Source organism: Corynebacterium sp., from assembly GCF_022712195.1.
In the GTDB taxonomy this organism is placed as follows: domain Bacteria; phylum Actinomycetota; class Actinomycetes; order Mycobacteriales; family Mycobacteriaceae; genus Corynebacterium.
Map to the genome: position 1 here is coordinate 12,777 of NZ_JALAGY010000039.1, position 17,915 is coordinate 30,691.

At 67.7% G+C, this 17,915-nt stretch carries 17 protein-coding genes and 1 pseudogene; 7 read left to right on the forward strand and 11 right to left on the reverse strand.

Going from position 1 to position 17,915, the window contains the following annotated elements; translation table 11 throughout:
- Positions 1–19: 19 nt before the first annotated feature.
- Entirely contained in the window at positions 20–508 is a 489-nt protein-coding gene (locus Q0A34_RS05035; protein WP_291478917.1) for a hypothetical protein, read from the reverse strand.
- A 154-nt stretch (positions 509–662) separates the two neighbouring features.
- Between Q0A34_RS05035 and Q0A34_RS05040 the strand changes: the two genes are divergently transcribed.
- Complete coding sequence (locus tag Q0A34_RS05040; protein WP_291478918.1) at positions 663–1,070, forward strand: hypothetical protein; 408 nt, start codon at positions 663–665, stop codon at positions 1,068–1,070.
- A 17-nt stretch (positions 1,071–1,087) separates the two neighbouring features.
- On the opposite strand, the gene Q0A34_RS05045 is transcribed toward Q0A34_RS05040, so the two are convergent.
- The 3 genes from Q0A34_RS05045 to Q0A34_RS05055 all read right to left on the reverse strand — a co-directional run bounded on the left by Q0A34_RS05045 (position 1,088) and on the right by Q0A34_RS05055 (position 3,365).
- Positions 1,088–1,459, reverse strand: coding sequence for a metal-sensitive transcriptional regulator (locus Q0A34_RS05045; protein WP_291478919.1), 372 nt, complete (start codon positions 1,457–1,459; stop codon positions 1,088–1,090).
- Positions 1,460–1,518: 59 nt separating this feature from the next.
- The gene (locus tag Q0A34_RS05050) at positions 1,519–2,154 is read right to left on the reverse strand and encodes an MBL fold metallo-hydrolase (RefSeq protein WP_291478963.1); all 636 of its coding nucleotides are present in this window, start codon (positions 2,152–2,154) and stop codon (positions 1,519–1,521) included.
- Between the two features lie 92 nt (positions 2,155–2,246).
- A complete protein-coding gene (locus tag Q0A34_RS05055) occupies positions 2,247–3,365 on the reverse strand; it encodes an S-(hydroxymethyl)mycothiol dehydrogenase (RefSeq protein WP_291478920.1) in 1,119 nt (372 codons plus the stop codon).
- Positions 3,366–3,551: 186 nt separating this feature from the next.
- Between Q0A34_RS05055 and Q0A34_RS13715 the strand changes: the two are divergent.
- Positions 3,552–3,752, forward strand: a pseudogene (locus Q0A34_RS13715) (hypothetical protein); the annotation flags it as partial.
- A gap of 195 nt (positions 3,753–3,947) precedes the next feature.
- On the opposite strand, the gene dnaG reads toward Q0A34_RS13715, so the two are convergent.
- On the reverse strand, positions 3,948–5,933 hold the full coding sequence (dnaG, locus tag Q0A34_RS05065; RefSeq protein WP_291478922.1) for a DNA primase: 1,986 nt from the start codon (positions 5,931–5,933) through the stop codon (positions 3,948–3,950).
- A 165-nt stretch (positions 5,934–6,098) separates the two neighbouring features.
- Here dnaG and Q0A34_RS05070 point away from each other — a divergent pair, with 165 nt between their 5' ends.
- Positions 6,099–7,913, forward strand: a complete 1,815-nt coding sequence (locus tag Q0A34_RS05070) for a GMC family oxidoreductase (protein ID WP_291478923.1) — start codon at positions 6,099–6,101, stop codon at positions 7,911–7,913.
- Between the two features lie 25 nt (positions 7,914–7,938).
- Positions 7,939–8,400, forward strand: coding sequence for a ribonuclease domain-containing protein (locus Q0A34_RS05075; RefSeq protein WP_291478924.1), 462 nt, complete (start codon positions 7,939–7,941; stop codon positions 8,398–8,400).
- Between the two features lie 7 nt (positions 8,401–8,407).
- On the opposite strand, the gene Q0A34_RS05080 is transcribed toward Q0A34_RS05075, so the two are convergent.
- Together Q0A34_RS05080 and Q0A34_RS05085 are read right to left on the reverse strand one after the other, a co-directional pair.
- Complete coding sequence (locus Q0A34_RS05080) at positions 8,408–9,712, reverse strand: deoxyguanosinetriphosphate triphosphohydrolase (RefSeq protein WP_291478925.1); 1,305 nt, start codon at positions 9,710–9,712, stop codon at positions 8,408–8,410.
- A gap of 15 nt (positions 9,713–9,727) precedes the next feature.
- Positions 9,728–10,396 (reverse strand): YdcF family protein, encoded by a 669-nt coding sequence (locus Q0A34_RS05085; protein WP_291478926.1) that lies wholly within the window; start codon positions 10,394–10,396, stop codon positions 9,728–9,730.
- A 50-nt stretch (positions 10,397–10,446) separates the two neighbouring features.
- On the opposite strand from Q0A34_RS05085, the gene Q0A34_RS05090 reads away from it, so the two are divergent.
- Together Q0A34_RS05090 and Q0A34_RS05095 are read left to right on the forward strand one after the other, a co-directional pair.
- Positions 10,447–12,504 (forward strand): TPM domain-containing protein, encoded by a 2,058-nt coding sequence (locus Q0A34_RS05090; protein WP_291478927.1) that lies wholly within the window; start codon positions 10,447–10,449, stop codon positions 12,502–12,504.
- 75 nt (positions 12,505–12,579) lie between these two features.
- Positions 12,580–13,101: a dihydrofolate reductase family protein gene (locus tag Q0A34_RS05095; RefSeq protein WP_291478928.1), complete on the forward strand. Its 522-nt coding sequence runs from the start codon at positions 12,580–12,582 to the stop codon at positions 13,099–13,101.
- A gap of 4 nt (positions 13,102–13,105) precedes the next feature.
- On the opposite strand, the gene Q0A34_RS05100 is transcribed toward Q0A34_RS05095, so the two are convergent.
- Positions 13,106–13,699, reverse strand: a complete 594-nt coding sequence (locus Q0A34_RS05100; RefSeq protein WP_291478929.1) for a hypothetical protein — start codon at positions 13,697–13,699, stop codon at positions 13,106–13,108.
- A 19-nt stretch (positions 13,700–13,718) separates the two neighbouring features.
- Positions 13,719–15,101, reverse strand: coding sequence for a glycine--tRNA ligase (locus Q0A34_RS05105; RefSeq protein WP_291478930.1), 1,383 nt, complete (start codon positions 15,099–15,101; stop codon positions 13,719–13,721).
- 443 nt (positions 15,102–15,544) lie between these two features.
- Here Q0A34_RS05105 and Q0A34_RS05110 point away from each other — a divergent pair, with 443 nt between their 5' ends.
- Positions 15,545–15,949 (forward strand): transcriptional repressor, encoded by a 405-nt coding sequence (locus tag Q0A34_RS05110; protein WP_291478931.1) that lies wholly within the window; start codon positions 15,545–15,547, stop codon positions 15,947–15,949.
- Positions 15,950–15,982: 33 nt separating this feature from the next.
- Here Q0A34_RS05110 and Q0A34_RS05115 read toward each other — a convergent pair whose 3' ends face one another.
- Together Q0A34_RS05115 and Q0A34_RS05120 are read right to left on the reverse strand one after the other, a co-directional pair.
- Positions 15,983–17,173, reverse strand: a complete 1,191-nt coding sequence (locus Q0A34_RS05115) for a VIT1/CCC1 family protein (RefSeq protein ID WP_291478932.1) — start codon at positions 17,171–17,173, stop codon at positions 15,983–15,985.
- Complete coding sequence (locus tag Q0A34_RS05120; RefSeq protein WP_291478933.1) at positions 17,170–17,904, reverse strand: isoprenyl transferase; 735 nt, start codon at positions 17,902–17,904, stop codon at positions 17,170–17,172. Before Q0A34_RS05120 ends, Q0A34_RS05115 begins: the two co-directional genes overlap by 4 nt.
- Positions 17,905–17,915 lie beyond the last annotated feature (11 nt).

A 17,915-nucleotide genomic window follows, 5' to 3' on the forward strand; every position in this document is an offset into this window, starting at 1 on the left:
TTCGCTCACATGACCGACCCTATCGTGTTTCCGGGTTCCCCGGACGTCGCAGCCCAACCGCACTGATGCCCCAGGCCACTGCCCCGGAGCACGCTCCCACCAGAACGCCGGTGAAGAGACCGGAAGGAACTGACGCCAGCCGCAGGATGACGTTCTGCCACATGGGGTCCAGGTCAGCCAGATTTCCGCCGAGTGAAGGCGGATTCCCGTCGAACGAGACACCCCAGAGCAACTGATGAACCACGACCAGCAGAACGCCGTAGACCGCCCCCACCGCCAGAAGGGAGACGAAAGGCTTCGAGACGCGTGCGACGACGGCGACCAGGACCCATACAGCCGGAGGGAGGAATACCAGCACTGAATTGAGTACCGAACCTTCCTGGATGATCCCGAGATCGTGGAGTACGACACGGGGCACGCCCAGCACAGCGAGAGTAAACAAAACCGCGGGGGAGAAACCGCCCCGTTCACGGGCCACATGCTTCTTCAGGCTTCGAGACTTGTACATGCCGGGCACCTTAACCCGGTCGCCGGCGGGCCACATCGGCCTGAAGTCTCTCCCCGGTGTCGCCTTCCGACGTATCCGACGGTCCCTCAGCCGCGACCGGATCAGGGAACACGGGAGGATGCTGACCCGCCTGAATCCGCTTAATTTCGGAGGCATGTCCCACACAACCCCCGAACGCAGGTCAGTCAACTGGTACCTGATCGCGAGCCTCGGCACCTTCGCACTGATCAGACCCCTGGTGCGCATCATCGCCACCCAGGCGGACCTGCAGCTACCTGCGGTCGTCCCGGTGGTGCTCACTCTCACTGTCACAGGGGTGTGGGTGGCCGCTGTCATGGTCACGCGCACCGACTTCCCCCTACTGACCCTCGTACTGGCCGGGATCACCTACGCTGTCCTGGCGACACTGCTGAGCGCGGCACTCTCCCCGGTACTCGACGGCTCACTTGCCGGGCCACTCGCGAACCCGGTGACCGTCATCCCTGTCATCCTGGTCAACGTGCTCTGGGGGCTCCTCGCAGGCGGACTGGCGCTGCTCCTGATAAAGCTCCGCAGTCAGTGACCCCCGCACCCACCCCGCTACTTCAGCAGTCGGCCGACCGCCGCGGAGACCTCGTCGAGCTTTTCCATGGCCTCCTCCTCCCCCTGCTGCGCCGCGTGCAGCACACAGTGCTGCATGTGGTCGTCCAACAGGGCGAGGGCAACGCCCTTCAGCGCCGACTGCACCGCCGACACCTGAGTGAGGACGTCGATGCAGTAGGTGTCCTCGTCGACCATCCGGTGCAGACCACGGACCTGCCCCTCGATGCGCTTCAGCCGTGCGAGGTAGCGCTTCTTGTCCGAGCTGTACCCGTGCGACTCCCCGGAGCCGTCGCCTGCGTCGGCATGCGGTCCGCAACCGCATCCGGACGCTTCCGGGGAGGTGTCAGGGGCGAGCAGGTTCTCGGGCACGCTATCTCCTTCATTCAGACCCACAGTGGAGCACAGAGTACCCCTCCGGGGTATTCGGATCAATAGCCGCGGGCGATCCACTCCTCGAGATGGGGAGCCTCGTCACCGATGGAGGTGGCGTCACCGTGCCCGGTGTACACCTCAGTCTCCCCCGGCAGGGTCAGCACCTTCGTCCTCAGGGACTGGATGATCGTGTCGAAGTCGCTGAAGGAGCGGCCTGTCGCACCAGGTCCGCCGGCGAACATCGTGTCACCGCTGAGCAGTACCTTCGCCTCCGGAAGATAGAGGCAGCACGACCCCGGCGAATGCCCCGGGGTGTTGATCACCCGCAGCCTGGTGCCGGCGATGTCGAAGACCTGACCGTCCTCCAGGTCCTCGTGCGCGACCTCCGGGTGGGTCTGGTTCCACAGCATCTGGTCACCAGGGTGCACGTGGATCCGGGTGTCCAGACGCTCCGCCAGCTGCGGTGCCACGGTGATGTGGTCGTTGTGCGCGTGTGTGCAGATCACCGACCGCACCGTCCGGTCCCCCACCGCCCGGACGATGGCGTCGGCGTCATGGGCGGCATCGACCACGATCACCTCGTCATCGTCGCCGATGACCCAGATGTTGTTGTCGACCTCCCACTCACCGCCGTCCAGGGCGAAGACACCGTGGGTCACGACCCGGTCGATGCGCAGGCCCGACCCGGACATCCCGGAGGAACCCCGGCTGGTACCCGCGCCGCCCTCCACGTTGTTCCTCTCGCCGTTGCCCCCGCCGTTGCCCCCGCCGTTGCCCTGTGCCATCACAGCTCCACCACCGAACGCAGGACGGAGCCCTGCTTCATCTTCGCGAACGCCGCCTCGACGTCCTCGATGCCGACCCGCTCATCGACGAAGTCCCCCAGCGGGAACCGGTCCTGCAGGTACAGCTCCGTGTACATCGGGAAGTCGCGTTCCGGCAGGCAGTCCCCGTACCACGACGACTTCACCGCACCGCCCCGGGAGAAGACGTCCAGGAACGGCAGTTCCAGGGTCATCTCGGGGGTCGGCACGCCGACGAGCACCACACGCCCCGCCAGGTCCCGCATGTAGAACGCCTGGGTGAACGTGGCCGGCACACCGACCGCGTCCACGACCACGTCCGCGCCGACTCCGCCGAGGATACCGTGCACGGCCCTCACCAACGGCTGGTCCTCACCGGTGGCCCCGGGGTCCCCGTCCAGCGCCGACGGGTTCAGCGTGTGCGTGGCACCGAAGTCCTTCGCGCGCCGCAGTTTCTCGTCCGACAGGTCCACCGCGATGACCGTCGTCGCCCCGGCGAGCTTCGCGCCCGCGATCGCGGCCATGCCGACACCACCGCAGCCGATCACAGCCACAGACTCTCCACGGGCGATCTCACCGGTGTTCACCGCCGCGCCCAGGCCGGCCATCACACCACAGCCCAGCAGACCCACCGCGGAGGGGTCCGCGTCCGGGTTCACCCTGGTGCACTGCCCCTCGTGCACCAGGGTCTTCTCCGCGAAGGCCCCGATCCCCAACGCCGGCTCCAGTTCGGTGCCGTCCGTCAACGTCATCCGCCGCGAGGCGTTGAAGGTGTCGAAACAGTACTTCGGCTCACCCTTCTTGCACGCCCGGCACTCCCCGCACACCGCACGCCAGTTCAGCACCACGAAGTCACCCTCGGCGACATGGGTCACCTCCTCCCCGACCTTCTCCACGACTCCGGCCGCCTCGTGCCCCAGCAGGAACGGGTAGTCGTCGCTGACGCCTCCGTCACGGTACGCCAGGTCGGTGTGGCACACCCCGCAGGACTGCACCCGCACAACCACGTCATTGGCGCCGGGGTCCGGCACGACGACGTCAGTCACCTCGACCTCAGCGCCCTTGCCCCGGGCGATCACTCCCTTGACCGTTGTGCTCATCTCTCGACACTCCCTCTCGTCCTGCAGCTGTCCTGTTCCCCACACAGGATACGGATGTTTACCGTCGATCACACCGGGGAGTCAGGGTAGGCTGGTGGGACGTGCACACCCCGGAAGCACCCCGGAAACACCCCGGACCGAGTCAGTCCGCCACCGTCGCGTCGAATCCCCAGGAGAGTATTTTTCATGATCCAGCTGGTCATCGGAGCTGCCGCCGGATACGTCTTCGGCACCAAGGCCGGGCGCCGCAGGTACGAGCAGATCCGGCGTGGTTACGAGGCTGCGGTCAACTCCCCCGCCACCCGCCGGGCCGTCCAGGCCGGCCGGAAGGCCCTGGCCGACCGTCTCGACCCGGACCCGCGGATGCGGGAACTGCGTGACCTCCGCGGCTCAGGGGCGATCAACGGCGACGCCGTCCTGGAGAACGACGCCGCCGAACACGAGGAGGACATCTACATCGAGGGCGAACAGCCCCGGATGCGTGACTCCAAGGGGCGCCCGGTCAGCGAGCAGGACGGCAACGGCGCCGCCGTCCAGAGCAGGTTCGACCGGTTCACCCGCCGCCACCCCTGACGCACTCCGTCAGCCGCGGAGATCACCGTAGGCCTGCGCCTGCTCCTGCAGGGTACGCCGGTACTTCTCCAGCGCCATGAGGTCGGCGAAGGTGTTGTTGTACTCCTGCTTCCGGCCTCCGCCCTGGTCCGGCCGCATACGCTGCATCCGTGACTTCAGCTCGGCGATCTCCATGCCGACCCAGCGTTCCTCCATCCGGGCGACGACGGCTCCGGCGTAGAACCGCAGACGGTCCCGCTCACACCGCGGCTCCTCCACCGCCAGTTCACTGATCACCGCACGGCACATCACGTCGTCCGTCGCCGAGGTGACCGCGTCCAGCCACTCCGCCCCGGCGGCATGTGTGCCCCCGTCGCCGACTGAACCCACCCCACCGGCCGCGGCGACGGCCTTCGCCACGGCGACGTAGGTGGGGTGCTCGAAGGAGTCCGGCAGCAGACCGTCCGCGTCCGCGCCGACCAGCTCGGGCTCCTGCAGCATCAGCTTGAGCACCTCACGGGCCGGTTCCAGGTACATGTCCGACGGGTCAGGACGGCTGAGCATCGAGGTGACGTTCGACCCCGCCGCCGCACCCGCCTTCTCCGCCTCGGCGGAACGGCGTGCGAGCCGGGCGACCCCCTCCTTCAGCTCCGGCCCCCGGCTGCCCCGGCGCCCCTTCGCCGCCTCGGCGCGGACCTGGCTGACGATCTCGGTCGGGTCAGGCCAGCTCAGCCATCCGGCGGCCTGGCGAGCGTACTCGTCACGCAGGGCATCGTCCCTGATGCCGGCGAGCACCGGGACGATCCGGCGCATCGCCTCGACCCGGCCGTCGATGTGGTGCGTGTCGTACCCGCGGATGACCGTGCGGATCACGAACTCGAACATCGGGATCCTGTCGGCGACGATCTCCCGGACCGCCGCGTCCCCCTTCTCCATCCGCACGTCGCAGGGGTCCATCCCGTCCGGCGCCACGGAGACGTAGCTGCGCCCGGTGAACTTCTGGTCCCCCTCGAAGGCCCGCAACGCGGCCTTCTGGCCCGCTTCGTCACCGTCGAAGGTGTAGATGATCTCGCCACGGAAGAACTGGTCGTCCACCATGAAACGACGCAGCATCTGCAGGTGGTCCTCACCGAAGGCGGTACCGCACGCCGCCACGGCGGTGGGCACGCCCGCCGCGTGCATCGCCATGACGTCGGTGTAGCCCTCCACGACCACCGCCTGGTGGTCGGAGGCGATGTGCTTCTTCGCCAGGTCGATCCCGAACAGCACCTTCGACTTCTTGTAGAGCAACGTCTCCGGGGTGTTCATGTACTTGCCGAGGTTGTCGTCGTCGAACAGCTTGCGCGCGCCGAAGCCGATCACGTCCCCCGCCACCGAACGGATCGGCCACAGCAGGCGCCGGTGGAAACGGTCGATCGGCCCCCGGTTGCCCATCCTGCTCAGGCCCGCGTCCTCCAGTTCCTTGAACTCGAAACCGCGACGCAGCAGGTGCTTGGTCAACGTGTCCCACCCGGCGGGGGCGTAGCCGCAGCCGAAGGTGTCGACGATCTCCCCCTCGAAGCCCCGGTCACGCAGGAACGCCCTCGCGGTCTCCGCGCCCTCGTCCTCCGGGTCGCGCAACCGCTCCATGTAGAACTCGTGGGCGGCACGGTTCGCCGCCACGAGCCGCTGCCGCGTACCTGGCTCGACCCGGTTCACCGGGCCACCGCCCTCGTAGTTGATGCGGTACCCGATGCGCTCGGCGCACTGCTCCACCGCCTCCGGGAAGCTGACGTGCTCCATCTTCATCAGGAAGCTGAAGACGTCGCCACCCTCCCCCGTGGCGAAGCAGTGGAAGTACCCCTTGTTCGGTCGCACGTGGAAGGACGGGGTCTTCTCGTCCTTGAACGGGCTGAGCCCTTTCATCGAGTCCACACCACCCGGCGTGAGCTGGACATACTCGCCGACCACCTCCTCGATCGGGGTCTGTTCCCTGATCGCGGCGATGTCGGTGTCCGGAATCCGCCCTCGTGCCATGACGACCATGATAGCCACCGCCCGGACGAAGTCCCCGATTCTCCTGAAGTCGGGGACCGGTGCCCCTAGGATAACTTCTATCTTCCGCAAAACAGTATCGACGACTACCCCGCACCGCCCCGGAATGACGCCCGGAGCGTACCGCGGAGAGAAGAGCACGGCACCATGAAGAACACCCACTACGATGTCCTGATCATCGGCTCCGGCTTCGGCGGGTCGGTGACCGCCCTCCGGCTGACGGAGAAGGGCTACAAGGTCGGCATCATCGAGGCCGGCCGGCGTTTCGCCGACCACGAGTTCGCGAAGAACAGCTGGCACCTCAAGGAGTTCCTCTGGGCCCCGAAGCTGGGGCTCTACGGGATCCAGCGCGTCCACCTGCTCAAGGACGCGATGATCCTCGCCGGGGCCGGTGTCGGCGGCGGCTCCCTGAACTACGCCAACACCCTCTACAAGCCCGGCGAGGACTACTTCCACAGCCCGGCCTGGGACCACATCACCGACTGGGAGGACGAGCTGTCCCCCTTCTACGACCAGGCCCGCCGCATGCTCGGAGTGGTCACGAATCCGACGGTCACCCCCGCCGACCGGCTGTCGAAGAAGGTCGCCGAGGAGATGGGGGTCGGCGACACCTTCCGCATGACCCCGGTCGGGGTGTTCTTCGGCAAGAAGGTCGGACTGGAGGGGGACGAGGGCGAGACCGTCGCCGACCCCTACTTCGGAGGGGTCGGTCCGGACCGGACCGCGTGCACGGAATGCGGCGAGTGCATGACCGGCTGCCGCCACGGCGCGAAGAACACCCTGCTGAAGAACTACCTCTACCTCGCCGAACAGGCCGGTGCCACGGTGCACGACCGGACCACGGTCACCGGGATCGAGAAGGTCGGCGCGGACGGTGACACCGGCTGGTCCGTGACCACCGAGACCACCGCACCGATCGTCGGCCGCAAGAAGAGGCGGACCTTCACCAGTGACTACGTCGTCTTGGCGGCCGGCACCTGGGGGACCCAGAACCTGCTTCACCGCGCGAAGGAGGACGGGACCCTCCCCCGGCTCTCCGACCACCTCGGACAGCTCACCCGGACCAACTCGGAGGCTCTCCTCGGAGTGGGCCTGGAGAAGGGCGACCCGGACCACGACTTCTCCCGCGGTGTCGCCATCACCTCCAGCTACTGGCCCGCACCTGACACCCACATCGAACCGGTGCGGTACGGCAAGGGCTCGAATGCGATGGGGCTGCTGCAGACCCTCATGACCGACGGGGACACCAGGTGGCCGCGGTGGATGGAGTTCCTCCGCCAGCTGTCGAAGAACCCCACGGCCGTCAAGCTGGTCCTGGACCTGCGGGGCTGGTCGGAACGGACGATGATCAACCTGGTCATGCAGGCCCGGGACAACTCCCTGACCACCAGCCTCAAGAAGATCGGGCCGCTCCGTTTCCTCACCAGCCGTCAGGGCGAGGGCGAGCCGAACCCGACCTGGATCCCCGAAGGCAACGAGGCCACCCGCCGGGGCGCCGCGCACTTCCCCGACGCCATCGCCGGCGGCGTGTGGTCGGAGGTGTTCAACATCCCGCTGACGGCCCACTTCCTCGGAGGCTGCACGATCTCCGAGGCCCCGGACCGCGGCGTGGTCGACCCGTACCACCGTGTGTGGGGGTACCCCACCATGTTCGTCACCGACGGGTCCTCCATCACCGCCAACCCCGGTGTGAACCCGTCACTGTCCATCTCGGCGAACGCGGAACGGGCGGCGGCCCTGTGGCCCAACAAGGGCGAGAGCGACCCCCGCCCCGACCAGCGCGACACGCTCAACGACTACCGGCGGGTCACGCCGGTGCGCCCGGTCAAGCCCGTGGTCCCGGACAGTGCCCCTGCGGCACTGCGCCTGCCGATCACCCCGGTGTCCTCCGACCGGTCCACCACGGTGCCCGGGGTCGAGCCGGAGGCGGACGCGTCGGTCACACCGAACGTGAACATCTAGACACCGTGTGATGTACTGACGTGCTGTGAGCACTCGGAACAGCAGACTCACCGGCGGACTCGCCGGTGCCGCCGGCGCGGCCGTCCTCCTCGTCGCCGGATACCTCGGACTCGACGCCGTCACCGGTGACGACGACGCCGGACACTCCGGCGGGGGCGGGAACACCGCCGGCCCCGCGGCAACCGGAGAGACCTGCGAGGTGGCCTCGTTGCCGGAACAGGCCGACGAGGTGATCGACTCGATCCTCGGTGACGGTGGCTTCGACCATCCCGGGCACGACGGCAAACACTTCGGCAACTACGAGGGTCGGCTGCCCGAGGAGTCCGGCGGCTACTACCGCGAGTACACCGTCTCGACCCCCGGTCTGGACCACCGTGGGGCCCGACGCATCGTCGTCGGCGGGGGCACCGACACCGATCCCGACGTCTGGTACTACACCCCGGACCACTACGAGTCCTTCTGCGCGATCCCCGACGCGGAGGAGTGAGCGGGGGTCAGCCCCAGGCCGCGCTGATCGCCGACGCTGAGCGGTCCAGGCGCTCCAGCCGCGCCTCCGTGAGGGACGCGACCTGGTCGATGACCACCCGCATCCTCTCCGCGTCCGTCGACGCGGCCTCCCACCACGGACGGAACAACAGGTCGAGACTCCCCGGCGCCCCCTGCGCCAGGTAGTCCGTCACCCGGAAGATACGGTCCCGCTGACGCTCCTGGTCGGCGAGGTGGCGGTGCTCGTCCATGACGTAGAGCACGGCGAGAGACTTCAGCAGCACCACCTCGGCCTTCACCTCGGCAGGGATCACGAGGTCCGCGGCATAACGTCCCAGGGGAACCCGCCGGTCTCCGTCGCCCGACGGACTCAGGTGCGACCTGCGGGTCGCGGTGACCGAGGCGGTGACGAACCGGCTGACCAGTTCACTGGTGAGCCCCTTGAGCGCCGCCAGGTCCTGGAGGGTGCCGTGGAAGTCCGCGGCGCGTGCCACCGGGGGCATCCGCCGCAGACGGTCGGCGGCGTCGAGCAGCTCCTCGGGATCACCGCCGAACGCCCGTGCCCCCTTCTCCGCCAGTGCGGCGAGCTCCACCAGGTCCCACAGGACGTTCATGCTGATCCGTCCGGAGACGATCCCGTCCTCGACGTCATGCACGGAGTAGGCGACGTCGTCCGACCAGTCCATGATCTGTGCCTCGAGGCACTTCCGCCCGTCCGGCGCACCCTCCCGGATCCAGGCGAGGACATCCAGGTCGTCGGCGTAGCAGGAGTACTTGCGACGTGCCGTGCCGTCGGGGGCCGTCGGCCCCCACGGGTACTTGCACGCGGCGTCGAGGGACGCACGGGTGAGGTTGAGGCCGTGGCTCCGCCCGTCCGGTCCGACGGTCTTCGGCTCCAGCCGCACGAGGATCCGCAGTGTCTGTGCGTTGCCCTCGAAACCGCCGCACGACGCCGCCGCTTCGTCCAAGGCCCGCTCACCGTTGTGCCCGTACGGGGGGTGGCCGATGTCGTGGGTCAGGCCCGCCAGGTCAGCCAGGTCCGGGTCCACCCCCAGTGTCTTCCCGATCCCGCGCGAGATCTGGCCGACCTCCAGGGAGTGGGTCAGCCGGGTCCGTGGGGTGTCCCCGGACCCCGGGCCGACGACCTGGGTCTTGTCGGCGAGGCGGCGCAGTGCCGCGCTGTGCAGCACCCGGGCACGGTCGCGGTCGAAGTCGTCGCGTGCGTCGGGCACGGCGCCGTCGATGCCGAGTGACTTCCCGGGGACATCGACGATGCGCTCCAGGTCGTGGGCGGTGTAGCCGTACCGTTGCACCGTGATCGGTCTCCTCTACTTCTCGTCGACGGTGTAGTCACCGCCGCCTTCCTCTGTCGCCCGGTAGTACAGCAGGCCACCGGTCTCGTGGATGATCGCGTCGAGCTGCTCCTTCCGACTCGACACCGCCGGCCCCTGCCTGGTCGGGGAGGCGTGCGCCACCATGCCCTGGTCCCCGACCATGTTCGTCGCACGGAGGGAATGGTTCGGGTCCGTGACGACCAGGACCTCGTCCCACCCGTTCTCCTTGGCGACCGGCGCGAACGCCTCCGCCGAGCCGAGCGTGTCCATCCCCTCGTTGACCTCGGTGATCGCGTCTCCGGGGACTCCCTTGTCCCGGAGGTACGCTGCACCGGCCTCCGCCTCGGTGTAGACGTCCCCCTCCAGTTTCCCGCCGATGGTGGTGATGTGCGACGACACGCCCTGCCGGTAGAGCTCCGCGGCATGGTCGAGACGTGCGGCGAACCACTGCGACGGGGTGCCGTTGTACTGGGCCGCGCCGAGCACCAGGATCGTGTCCGCGTCCGCCCGGTTGTCCTGGCGCGCGTAGGCCCACACGTGCGCTGCGGTGGCCAGTGTGATGACCAGGGCGATGACGACGGTGCCGATGATCATGTAGATCAGTCCACGAATACCAGCACCGACCGTCCGTCCCGCGGTGCTGCCGATGGTTCTGCCGTTCATGCGACTAAGACTACGCACCCGAGTTCGTGGATTTCGTTATTGTGGGGTGCATGTACGCTGCGAATCATCCCCGGCCCGCCTCCAGCATCCGACTCCGACGGTTCGCCGCCTCCGTCGCCGTCGCGGGCGTCGCCGGTCTCGGACTCGGGACCGGCGCTTTTCTCGGTGCAGGGGCTGCTGTGGCACAGACCGCCACCGCGGGCGCGGAGGCCTCCGTCCTCGCCCAGGGCACGGCAACGGACACCGGTTCCGCCACCGACGTCACACTGGATTCACAGGTGGTCGACCAGGCCGGCGTCCTGTCTGACTCCGAGCGCAGCTCCATCGAGGAGACCCTGGCGAAGGGGCCGTCCGAGACCGGAGTGAAGGGCTACATCGTCTACACGGACAACATCGGTGGAGACGTTGAACCACTCGCTCAGGACCTGCTGTCCCAGGATCCGGGAGACAACGTCCTCGTCATGGTCGTGGACGTCAGGTCCCAGACCGGTGCCGGAATCGGCACCGCCCCGGGGCCACGGGTACCCAATTCTGTCACTGAGGACGTACGGTCTACAGCCGTCGACAAACTGAGCGGCGGCAACTGGGCTGCCGGGGGTCAAGCAGTCGCCGACGTCATCGCGGACGTCACCCCCGCATCGTCCTACGCCTGGGGCGGTGCAGCGGCGGTCGTCGTCCTCGGCGGCGCCGGTGGTGCGATCTGGTACTCGCGGAAGAAGAAGCACGAGAGGGACGCCGAACAGCTCGAGTCCGCCCGGACCATCACCCCGGAGAACACCGACGACCTGTCGCAGCAGCCCACCAACGTGCTCCGCACCCTCGCCAGCGAGGAACTGCACAGCACCGACGAGTCGATCCGCAAGGGCCACCAGGAGCTCGACACCGCCGAAGCAGAGTTCGGCGAAGAGAGGACCCGGGACCTCCGCAAGGCACTGGAGGTGTCCAAGAAGGCGCTCGCCAACGCCTACGACACCCACCAGCGGCTGCAGAACGGGCTGGTCAGCGGGGAACGTGAGGAGCGTGCCCAGCTGATCGACATGATCTCCTCCTGCGGAACCGCCGAGCAGAACCTGCGCGACCAGGCGGAAAGGTTCGCCACCCTGCGCGAGAAGCTGATCGACGCCCCTGAGATCGTCGACAGGTTCTTCCAGCAGACAGTGGAACTCCGTGCCCGCATCCCCCGGTCCCGTGAGATCCTGGAGGGCCTGGCCAGCAAGGTGAACCCGGAACTCCTCGACTCCGTCTCCGACAACCCCGACATCGCCGAAGCCGAGGTCGCGGAAGCGGAGAAGGCGATCTCACGTGCACGTGAACTGCTCAACCTGCCCGCAGGCCAGCAGGGTGAGCTCATCGACGCCGCCAGTGCCGCACACCTGGCCATCAGCCAGGCCGACAGCCAGCTCTCCGCCGTGGAGAACGCGGAATCCCAGCTCCATGAGGCCCAGAAGAACCTCGACTCCCTGATCCAGGAGGTCGACGAGGAGATCACCGAGGCCACCCAGCTCGCCGCGAGCAACGCCGACATCGACCGGGCCGAGCTCGGTAAAGCGGTCGAGCACGCCAAGGACGCACTCCAGGCCGCCCGGGAGAAGGGCGACCGTGATCCACTCGGGACCTACTCCGACCTGCTCGCAGCGGACGGGCAGCTCGACATCCAGCTGGACGAGGCCCGCGGCGCCGAGAACACCTACCAGCGCACACTGGGTATGGTCGACCGCACCATCGCCGAGGCGGCGAACCACCTCCGAGCCGTCGAGGACACGATCCACACCCGTGGCCGCATGATCGGTGTCGAGGCACGTTCCGCCGCCCAGTCTGCGGCCCAGGCACTCAACGCCGCACACCAGCAGCGCGAGGCCGCACCACGCTCGGCGTTCACGGCCGCGCAGGAGGCGAACGCCCTGGCGCGGCAGGCGTCCCAGATGGCCCGCCGCGACATCGAGGAGTACAACCGCCGCAACAACTACTACGGGGGCGGCGGAGGCGGCGGCAATCTCGTCGCCGGCATGCTCCTCGGTTCCCTCCTCAGCGGAAACGGAGGGTTCGGGGGCGGCGGATTCGGCGGAGGAGGCGGTTTCGGCGGAGGGGGCGGTTTCGACAGTATCTGAGCCGCGACCTCGCCCCGGTGCGGCCAGCACGCCTGCCACCCGAGGAACTTCCCCTCGAGTGACTAACCTGGCCCCATGACCACCCACTACTTCACCGCGTCAAGCCTCGACGGCTACATCGCCACCACTGACCACTCCCTCGACTGGCTGACCTCCCAGGACTTCGACTGGGAAGGGCCGATGTCGCCCACCAGCTTCCTCGACCGAATCGGCGCCATCGCCATGGGAGCCACTACCTACGAGTGGATCCTGGCCAACGACGACGGTTGGGGCTACGACGTCCCGGCATGGGTGTTCACCCACCGGGACCTTCCCTCTCCTCACGGTGCGGACGTCCGGTTCACCTCATCGCCGGTGGAGGAGGTTCATGCACGGATGACGACAGCCGCCGACGGGAGGGACCTGTGGATCCTCGGCGGTGGCGACCTGGCGGGCCAGTTCGCAGACGCCGGCCTGCTCGACGAAGTGTGGATCCAGTACGCCCCCGTGACCCTCGGGGACGGGGCGCCGCTGCTCCCCCGCCCGCTCACCCTGGAACTGCTCGACGCACAGAGGAACCGGGCGATGGTGTGCGCCCGGTTCCAGGTTGTCAGGTGAGTCCTCAGATGTAGCCGAGGAAGTAGAGCACCAGGAAGGGGATCAGGACGAGGAGGAAGAGGGACAGCCGCCAGGTAGACGACAGCACCCGCGTCTCCATCGCGTGACGCGCCACCCACGACAGGAACACCTGGACATCCAGTGGCAGCTTCTCGCCCGCCCCCTCGAAGGAGACGTGGACGTTCTTGAGCCCGCCGTTCTCAGAGGTGAACTGGCCGATCTTCTCGGCGTCCTCCAGGTCCAACGGTGCGTCCGGGTCAGAGGGGGCCCGGAAGAGGACGAAGTCCTTCCGGCTCTCCGCGTGGATCAGCACCCTGTGCCGGTCCGCGGTGCAGCTGACGTTCTTCGACGCCCCGAAGGTCTTCCCGTCGCCGACGGCGGTGAACACCTGGGAACCGGTGGCTTCGCCGGTCGTGGCCTTCATCACCGGGCCTTTGTCCGCCTGCAGTGCCCAGGTGTCACCACCGAAACGGATCGTGGCGACGTCCCGTTCCACGGAGTACTCACCTACCCGGTCCATGTCGCTGGGTAGACCGGCGTAGATCGGGAAGGTGTGCCCGTCGGACGGCACTGACCATCGGATATCAGGGTTCGGCATGTCCTCGGGTCCGTTCCGCCTAGCAGCCTGCGAGCCGCTCGGCGAGGTAGCCCTGGAGCTTGTCCAGGCTGACGCGCTCCTGGGCCATGGTGTCGCGCTCGCGCACGGTCACCGCGTTGTCCTCCAGGGTGTCGAAGTCGACGGTGACGCAGAACGGCGTTCCGATCTCGTCCTGACGACGGTAACGACGCCCGATGGCACCGGAGACGTCGTAGTCGACGTTCCAGAACCCACGCAGCTGCTCAGCGAGCTTCTCCGCGGTGGGGGTCAGGGTCTCCTTCTTCGACAGCGGCAGGACGGCGACCTTGACCGGGGCCAGTCGACGGTCCAGACGCAGGACGGTGCGCTTGTCGACCCCGCCCTTGGTGTTCGGTGCCTCGTCCTCGAAGTACGCGTCAACCAGGAAGGCCATCATCGCGCGCCCGAGGCCGGCGGCCGGCTCGATGCAGTACGGAATCCAGCGCTCGCCGGTCTCCTGGTCAAAGAAGCTGAGGTCCTCACCGGAGTGCTCGGCGTGCGTCTTCAGGTCGTAGTCCGTGCGGTTGGCGACGCCCTCGAGCTCGCCCCACTTCGAACCGGCGAAGTTGAAGGCGTACTCCACGTCCACGGTGCGCTTGGAGTAGTGGGAGAGCTTCTCCTTCGGGTGCTCGTAGAGCCGCAGGTTCTCCGGGTCGATGCCGAGGTTCACGTACCAGTTGAAGCGGTCGTCGATCCACTTCTGGTGCCATTCCTCATCCTCACCCGGCTTGACGAAGAACTCCATCTCCATCTGCTCGAACTCACGGGTACGGAAGATGAAGTTTCCGGGGGTGATCTCGTTGCGGAAGGACTTGCCGGTGTTGGCGATGCCGAAAGGCGGCTTCTGACGGGACGCGCCCATCACGTTCTTGAAGTTGATGAAGATGCCCTGGGCGGTCTCCGGGCGCAGGTAGTGCAGACCCTCCTTGTCGTCGACCGGGCCGAGGTAGGTCTTCAGCAGACCGGAGAACTCGCGCGGCTCGGTCCACTTTCCGGGCTGGCCGGTCACCGGGTCGTTGATGTCGGCGAGACCGTTCGGCGCCTCGTGGCCGTGCTTCTCCTCGTACGCCTCCAGGAGGTGGTCGGCACGGTAACGCTTGTGGGTGTACAACGACTCCACCAGCGGGTCGGTGAACACGTCCACGTGGCCCGACGCCTCCCACACCTGGGTCGGCTGGATGATCGAGGTGTCCACACCCACGACGTCCTTGCGGGAGGTCACCATGTGACGCCACCACTGGCGCTTGATGTTCTCCTTGAGCTCCACGCCCAGGGGACCGTAGTCCCAGGCGGAGCGGGTACCGCCGTAGATCTCACCTGCAGGGAACACCAGTCCCCTGCGCTTGCAGAGGTTGACGACGGTCTCGATGTTACTTGCGGCCATGGGCTCGGGGCACTCCTCGTAGACGGTGGGGTTGACGGTCGTTCAGACAATCACGCCCATGATACCGGGGTGGCCACGCCAGGGCACCCCCGGGTCACGCCCAGGGCCCCGGGCGCCGTCAGCGCATAAAAAAAGGACCCGCGAAAGGGGGGGGTTATCGCGGGTCCCGGCCACGCTGTCCTCCGAAGAGGATGGGGCCTTGTTCCCCGTTTGGTGGGATGGACTTAGGGGGGGACAAGCCATCCCTGGGGAACTGGCACTAATTTACGGCGGCCCCGCCACCCCTGTCAAGTCCGTCGCACCCCTCCCGGAGAATCCCTTCCCACCTGCACGTTCCAGGGATCACACCGGGGCCGCCGACGCCCCTGCCCGACCCTCCCCGAACCTTCCCGAACCCTGTTCCGTTACCCGACCCTGCGCGAACAGATAGTGTGGGGGACACGATGAACACTCCCCGGATCGGACAGCGAAACACCCGCCAGCGAGCGGCCGTGGTCGACACGCTCGAAGGAATGACCACCTTCGCCAGCGCACAGGACATCCACGCCACCCTGACCCAACGCGGCCACAAGGTCGGCCTGACCACGGTGTACCGCACCCTCCAGCAGCTCAACACCCAGGGGATGATCGACACGCTGCAGGACGACAGCGGAGAGATGCTCTACCGCAGCTGCACCTCAGTGCACCACCACCATCATCTGGTGTGCACGTCCTGCAGGAAGGCCGTCGAGATCGACGGCGGCCCGGTCGAACGGTGGGCCTCCGACGTGGCCCGGCAGCACGGTTTCGTGATGACCGGCCACACCGCCGACGTGTTCGGGCTCTGCGCCGACTGCGCCGGCCGCTGACACCGGGGGCGTGGCACTCCTCCCCCGCCCGGCCTACCCTGCCGCGACGTCGAAGAGAGACCCCAGGCTGAACGTCACCGCGGCCGCACCGAATCCGATGGCGAGCTGACGCAGCGCACGCTTCCACGGCGACATGCCGGACAACATCCCCACCAGGGCACCGGTCACCAGCAGGACCACACCCACCAGCACACCGGACACGATGATCGCCGGCAGTCCCGCCATCCCGATGAGCAACGGCAGCACCGGCACCAGGGCGCCGACCGCGAAACACAGGAAGCTCGAGACAGCGGCGGACATCCCCGACCCCCCGTCCTCCATCGGGCCTGCGACGGATGTGGCGGATGTGTCGGAAACGTCGGACGTGTCGGAGCCGGCAACGTCCGTCCCGGCGTCCCAGCCCCCGGTGAGGTCCGCCTCGACGTCCACCCCGTCGGCGGCGTCGGCAGCATCGGCAGCGTCTTTGATCTCCTTGAGCCGGGACAGCTCGGCGAAGACCTTGCGGGCCTTGCGACCGGCGGATTCCGGGTCCATCCCGCGGGCGCGGTAGACCAGCTCGAGTTCATTGCGGTCCACGTCGAGCTTCGGTACCGCCGTGGTGGCGTTCGGGTCCGGGGTGGACGCCTGGAGAAGCTCCTTCTGACTGGTCACCGACACGTACTCACCGGCGGCCATGGACAGCGCGCCGGACAGCAGACCGGCGATGCCCGCAGTGAGCATGGTCGCCGGCCCGGCGCCGGCACCGAACATGCCCAGCAGCAGAGCCAGGTTCGACACCAGACCGTCGTTGGCGCCGAAGATCGCGGCACGGAAGTTACCGGACATCTTGGCCCTCCCCCGGGCCGCCAACCCCCGGACGACCTCCGCGTGGATCGCCTCGTCCGCCGCCATCTGCTCCGTGGCGTCGTCGTCGGAGAGGTAGTGGTTGCGTGACTCCGCCGACTGGAGCAGGGCGAGGACGAACACCGAGCCGAATCGGCGGGCCATCCACGCCGTCAGCCTGGTCTTCAGCCCCGCCTTGCGCGGCAGACCGATGTCGTCGCCGAGCCGTGCCCGCCAGTACTCCTCGTGACGGGACTCCGCCTCGGCGATCCCCAACAGGATCTCGCGTTCCTCACCGCTGCGCTGCCGGGCCAGCTCCCGGTACACCGCCCCCTCCGCCCGCTCGTCGGCCAGGTACCGGCGCCACCGGTTGAGTTGACGGCGGGTGGGTTCCCCGGTCATTTCACACCGCCGAACCGCCGGTCCCTCCTGGCGTACTCCAGAACCGCCTCCCGAAGGTGGTCGGGGGTGAAGTCCGGGAAGAGCACGTCCTGGTACACCATCTCGGCGTACACCGACTGCCACGGCAGGAAGTTCGAGGTGCGCTGTTCACCGGAGGGACGCAGGAAAAGGTCCACGTCCGGCATGCCCGGATCATTCATGTACGCCGACAGCGTTTTCTCGGTGATGTCCCGGGGTTTCAGTCTCCCCGCCGCCACCTCCGTCGCGATCGCCCGCGTGGCGTCGGTGATCTCGGCGCGCCCCCCGTAGTTCACGCACATCGCCAGGGTCATGCGGGTGTTGTCGCGGGTCTGCTCCTCCGCCCTCGTCAGCTCGGAGATCACCGAGCGCCACAGCCGCGGACGCCGTCCCGCCCACACCACGCGCACACCCTTGGCGTCGAGTTCGTCGCGCCTGCGCCGCAGGACGTCCCGGTTGAAGCCCATGAGAAAACGCACCTCCTCGGCACTGCGACGCCAGTTCTCCGTGGAGAAGGCGTACGCCGAGAGGTAGTCGACCCCGAGATCCAGGCACTCGTCGATGACGTCCATGAGGACGCTTTCGCCACGTTTGTGGCCCTCGGTGCGTGGGAGTCCCCGCTCCTGGGCCCAACGGCCGTTACCGTCCATCACGATCGCGACGTGGCGGGGAATGAACTCAGCGGGGATCTCGGGTCTACTCACGACCGTCATTGTGCCAGACG

Bases quoted from the DNA above. Each gene is read 5' to 3' on its own strand.
- Q0A34_RS05090 (WP_291478927.1), top strand. From the start codon at position 10,447: ATGTACGCTGCGAATCATCCCCGGCCCGCCTCCAGCATCCGACTCCGA.
- dnaG (WP_291478922.1), bottom strand. From the start codon at position 5,933: ATGGCACGAGGGCGGATTCCGGACACCGACATCGCCGCGATCAGGGAA.
- Q0A34_RS05110 (WP_291478931.1), top strand. From the start codon at position 15,545: ATGAACACTCCCCGGATCGGACAGCGAAACACCCGCCAGCGAGCGGCC.
- Q0A34_RS05050 (WP_291478963.1), bottom strand. From the start codon at position 2,154: ATGTCCGGGTCGGGCCTGCGCATCGACCGGGTCGTGACCCACGGTGTC.
- Q0A34_RS05105 (WP_291478930.1), bottom strand. From the start codon at position 15,101: ATGGCCGCAAGTAACATCGAGACCGTCGTCAACCTCTGCAAGCGCAGG.
- Q0A34_RS05085 (WP_291478926.1), bottom strand. From the start codon at position 10,396: ATGAACGGCAGAACCATCGGCAGCACCGCGGGACGGACGGTCGGTGCT.
- Q0A34_RS05100 (WP_291478929.1), bottom strand. From the start codon at position 13,699: ATGCCGAACCCTGATATCCGATGGTCAGTGCCGTCCGACGGGCACACC.
- Q0A34_RS05035 (WP_291478917.1), bottom strand. From the start codon at position 508: ATGTACAAGTCTCGAAGCCTGAAGAAGCATGTGGCCCGTGAACGGGGC.
- Q0A34_RS05120 (WP_291478933.1), bottom strand. From the start codon at position 17,904: ATGACGGTCGTGAGTAGACCCGAGATCCCCGCTGAGTTCATTCCCCGC.
- Q0A34_RS05040 (WP_291478918.1), top strand. From the start codon at position 663: ATGTCCCACACAACCCCCGAACGCAGGTCAGTCAACTGGTACCTGATC.
- Q0A34_RS05115 (WP_291478932.1), bottom strand. From the start codon at position 17,173: ATGACCGGGGAACCCACCCGCCGTCAACTCAACCGGTGGCGCCGGTAC.
- Q0A34_RS05070 (WP_291478923.1), top strand. From the start codon at position 6,099: ATGAAGAACACCCACTACGATGTCCTGATCATCGGCTCCGGCTTCGGC.
- Q0A34_RS05095 (WP_291478928.1), top strand. From the start codon at position 12,580: ATGACCACCCACTACTTCACCGCGTCAAGCCTCGACGGCTACATCGCC.
- Q0A34_RS05055 (WP_291478920.1), bottom strand. From the start codon at position 3,365: ATGAGCACAACGGTCAAGGGAGTGATCGCCCGGGGCAAGGGCGCTGAG.